4 protein-coding genes and 1 pseudogene are annotated in these 3,144 nt (G+C 67.2%); 2 read left to right on the top strand and 3 right to left on the bottom strand.

All coding sequences use genetic code 11. From position 1 onward, the window contains the following. Nucleotides 1-303: transposase (locus ACFWAY_RS53325; RefSeq protein ID WP_378516479.1), on the top strand; the 303-nt coding region annotated here is incomplete at its 5' end. A 14-nt stretch (nucleotides 304-317) separates the two neighbouring features. Here ACFWAY_RS53325 and ACFWAY_RS53320 read toward each other — a convergent pair. The 3 genes and pseudogenes from ACFWAY_RS53320 to ACFWAY_RS53310 form a co-directional block, all read right to left on the bottom strand. Further along, nucleotides 318-538, bottom strand: a pseudogene (locus tag ACFWAY_RS53320) (DUF4193 family protein); the annotation flags it as partial. Between the two features lie 57 nt (nucleotides 539-595). Continuing rightward, nucleotides 596-1,186: a zeta toxin family protein gene (locus tag ACFWAY_RS53315; RefSeq protein ID WP_378516478.1), complete on the bottom strand. Its 591-nt coding sequence runs from the start codon at nucleotides 1,184-1,186 to the stop codon at nucleotides 596-598. After that, on the bottom strand, nucleotides 1,183-1,566 hold the full coding sequence (locus ACFWAY_RS53310; RefSeq protein WP_378516477.1) for a hypothetical protein: 384 nt from the start codon (nucleotides 1,564-1,566) through the stop codon (nucleotides 1,183-1,185). The genes ACFWAY_RS53315 and ACFWAY_RS53310 overlap by 4 nt, the downstream gene beginning before the upstream one ends. A 208-nt stretch (nucleotides 1,567-1,774) precedes the next feature. On the opposite strand from ACFWAY_RS53310, the gene ACFWAY_RS53305 reads away from it, so the two are divergent. Beyond that, nucleotides 1,775-3,025, top strand: coding sequence for an insoluble domain protein (locus ACFWAY_RS53305; protein WP_378516476.1), 1,251 nt, complete (start codon nucleotides 1,775-1,777; stop codon nucleotides 3,023-3,025). Nucleotides 3,026-3,144: the final 119 nt, after the last annotated feature.

Here is a 3,144-nt window from a genome sequence, read left to right as displayed (position 1 = left end):
AACTACGCCACCCACAAGCACGAGAAGGTCCGGGCTTGGCTCGATAAGCATCCACGGTTCCACCTGCACTTCACTCCCACCTCCTCCTCGTGGCTTAATCTCGTCGAACGTTGGTTCCGCGAGCTGACCGATAAAGCTCTGCGGCGCGGGGTATTTCACTCCGTACCGCACCTCATCGCCTCCATTGAGGAATACCTCGATGCCCACAATGAAAGCCCCCGACCGTACGAATGGACCGCGACCGCCGAATCCATCCTCGCCAAGGTTGCGCGCGGCCGGGTCGCACTGGAAAAGATCAGCTAAATCAGAGACACACCACTAGTGCAGGTGAATTCGTCCGACTGTTTCGGGAGGACGTGGACGGTGAGTTCTTCGCAGGACAGGTCGGCGCCGGGCAGTTCGAAGGAATTCGGCGGTGTCGGTGTCCTCGACGTCCACGACGGGGGACTGGGTGTCTTTCCGGCTGGCGGTCAGCTGTTCGAGGGAGGTGTCCGGCTCGTCGAGTTTCAGTGACTTTCGGGGCGTCGTAGTCGGTGGCCGTGCCTGTTGTTTTCTCATGTTCTGGGTGTTCGGATCCGCCGGGCTATTACTGCGCCTATGGTTGTTCGCCCCGGTTGGTGTGCGAGGTCAGTTCTGCGGGTGTCCACGCGGGCCAGGTGGCTTCGCCGACGAGGTGTCCGTCGGTGAATTGGGCGACGATGCGTGGGCCGGTGCTTGAGCTGTTGTCGTACACGGTCACGTGATCGCAGCGTGGGAGCGCCTGTGCGACGAGGCCCCACAATCGTTGGTATCGCTGGCGGATCTTGTCTTCGGGCACATCGTGTCCGCCGGCGCGGACCCGGTAGCGCACACGCTGGACCGCTAGCTCTTCGGGAATCATCACCACGTGCAAGATGACGGTGTATTCGTGTGTGCGCGCTTGGTCGATCAGCTCCAGTTTCGACGGATGGGAGAACACCGTCTCGGCGATGAACGATTTCCCCAGGGTCAGCAGGTGTGATCGGGTCTTTGCGGCGATCTCTGCCGCTTCGTAGGAGTGTGCGGCGGGATTCGCCGGCCATCGTTGTGTGGCGATCTCGTCGGCATTGACGAACGGGCTGGCCGGCAGCAGGGGAGCGAGGGTGAAGGCCACGAAGGTGGACTTGCCGGCGCCGTTGCAGCCGACCACCAGGTCGAGTCGTTTCACTCGGGCAGGACTGTGTGCGTGCCGTCGGGACGGTACTCGATGATCTGACCGTCCTCGGACAGCGCGACCGTGGTGATTCCCTGGGCGGCGAGCGCGGCGCCGTAGTCGGTGGTGGCCAGTTGTTCCTCGATTGCCGCGGTGATCTCGGCGTTGAACACTGTGCCTTCTTCGGTTCCGAGTTCGCCGATCGGCAACCGGCCGGCGAGGGCGTCCTCCACTCGGCGCCGGGCCGCGGTCTGCCGGCTCGAGACCGCACGCCCGACCCGGGCCCAGTGTTCGAGTTGTTGGCGTCCTGTGCGGTGTTGCCGTTCTCCCTCGGCCATGGCGCTGGCGACCAGGTCGGCTGCCAGGCGGGTGACCTTGTCCGATGTGCTTTGCATCGCTTCACTCCCGTGTGGTGTAGCTATTTGCTACAAGTGTAGCTGGTAGCTACAGGCTGTGCCGGTGATCGCCCCAGTCGGGGCTGTCGGCGATATAGAGGCAGGCGGAGCTGCCGTCGAGGGAGTCGAAGCGGCGGCCCGGCGAACTCGTCGGGTTGGGATCCCCGCGGTTCCCGCGAGGCCGAACTCAGATGAAAGGCGATGCTCGATGAGCAACGACATCAACACCGGTAACCGCGCCGCCCGCCGCGCCCGAGGCCGGCATCGTCGACAGAGCGCCACCCAGGCCGCTACCGCCCTGGCGGTGATCACCGCCGCCCTCGCCTCGGGCCTCGCGCTGTCTCCGTCCGCGGCTGCCGACCCGATCCAGGGCGGTGTCACCGGCGGCAGCAACCAGGAAGGCGTCACCGGCGGTGACACCCCTAACGGAACCACCACCCCGACACCGGCACCCGAGCCGGCATACGTGCCCGTGACCCCGGCGGAACCGGTGTACTGGATCGACCCGCCCGCCCGGTACCAGAACATCGAGTACCAGCCGCTGCCGAACTACGACTACGACACCGGCTTCTACGTCGAGCCGCAGGACTACTACGTCGCGCCGGCGGCGTTCGAGCAGCTGCACTTGCCGACGCCGGTGGAGCCGACGAAGCCGTTCATCGCCCCCCGCGACACCCTCCGAATCGGGGAACTGCACCTCACGCAGCCGAATTGGGTCACGGACGTCGACACAGGCCGCACCAACAACACCTTCGCGGTCGTCGAATCCGGGGTGTCGACGGCCTGGCGCTCGGTCGGTGTGCAAACGTCCCGGGCCGACCGGATCGCTGCCGCGCAGGTCGGCGCCGGCGCTCTCGGAGCGGTGACCGGTGCCGCGGCGGTCGGAATCCCCGCCGCCGTCGCCGGTGGCGCCGCTGTCGGTACCGTCGCGGGAATCGTCGGCGCCACCGCGGGCAACGCGTTCCTCCCCGGCATCGGCTGGGCACCGGTCGGCGCCATCGCGACCGGCGTCGGAGCCGCCGCCGGCGGCGCGGCGGTGGGGATTCCGGCGGCAGCGCTCGGCGCCGTCGCAGGCGGTGCGGCCGCGGTCGCCGCGGTGACCCCGATCGCCGCCGGTGACAAGGGCGAACCCCGGGAGATCGAGGTCCCAGACATCGACTCCGACGCCGTGACCGAACAGACCGAGACGGTACTCACCGACTGGCACAACTCCGGCCCCGTCGGCCAGGCCGCCGCCGACGCCGTCCAGGACACGGCCCTGGCCGCGCCCGCGATCGACCAGCAGGCCCGCGACTTCGTCGCCGCCCAGCCCGGCGGGGAGCAGATCATCGACCAGGTCGATGGCGCCCTGACTTCGTTCGTCACCGACGCCACGCCCGGTCTGGCCGGAAACCTGTTGTCGGGCGCCATCGGGCGGCGGCATCACGCCCGGCAACTGATATCGGAAGGTGGGTGCTGAATCGCCCTGGATCGAGTGGAGACTCGGTTCAGGCCACCTCGGGGGTTGAGGTAGCCGGGGGACGCTGTTCACGATAGCGGGTCTCGTACCAGGTCGGCGAGAGATAGTCGATCGACGAG

It is taken from the genome of Rhodococcus sp. NPDC059968 (genome assembly GCF_042738615.1).
Taxonomy (GTDB): domain Bacteria; phylum Actinomycetota; class Actinomycetes; order Mycobacteriales; family Mycobacteriaceae; genus Rhodococcus_F.
The sequence above is the reverse complement of the archived record's forward strand: the minus strand, read 5'-3'. Positions and strand labels throughout refer to the sequence as shown.

Coding starts and splice junctions, on each gene's coding strand:
- ACFWAY_RS53310 (WP_378516477.1), bottom strand. CDS start 1,566: ATGCAAAGCACATCGGACAAGGTCACCCGCCTGGCAGCCGACCTGGTC.
- ACFWAY_RS53305 (WP_378516476.1), top strand. CDS start 1,775: ATGAGCAACGACATCAACACCGGTAACCGCGCCGCCCGCCGCGCCCGA.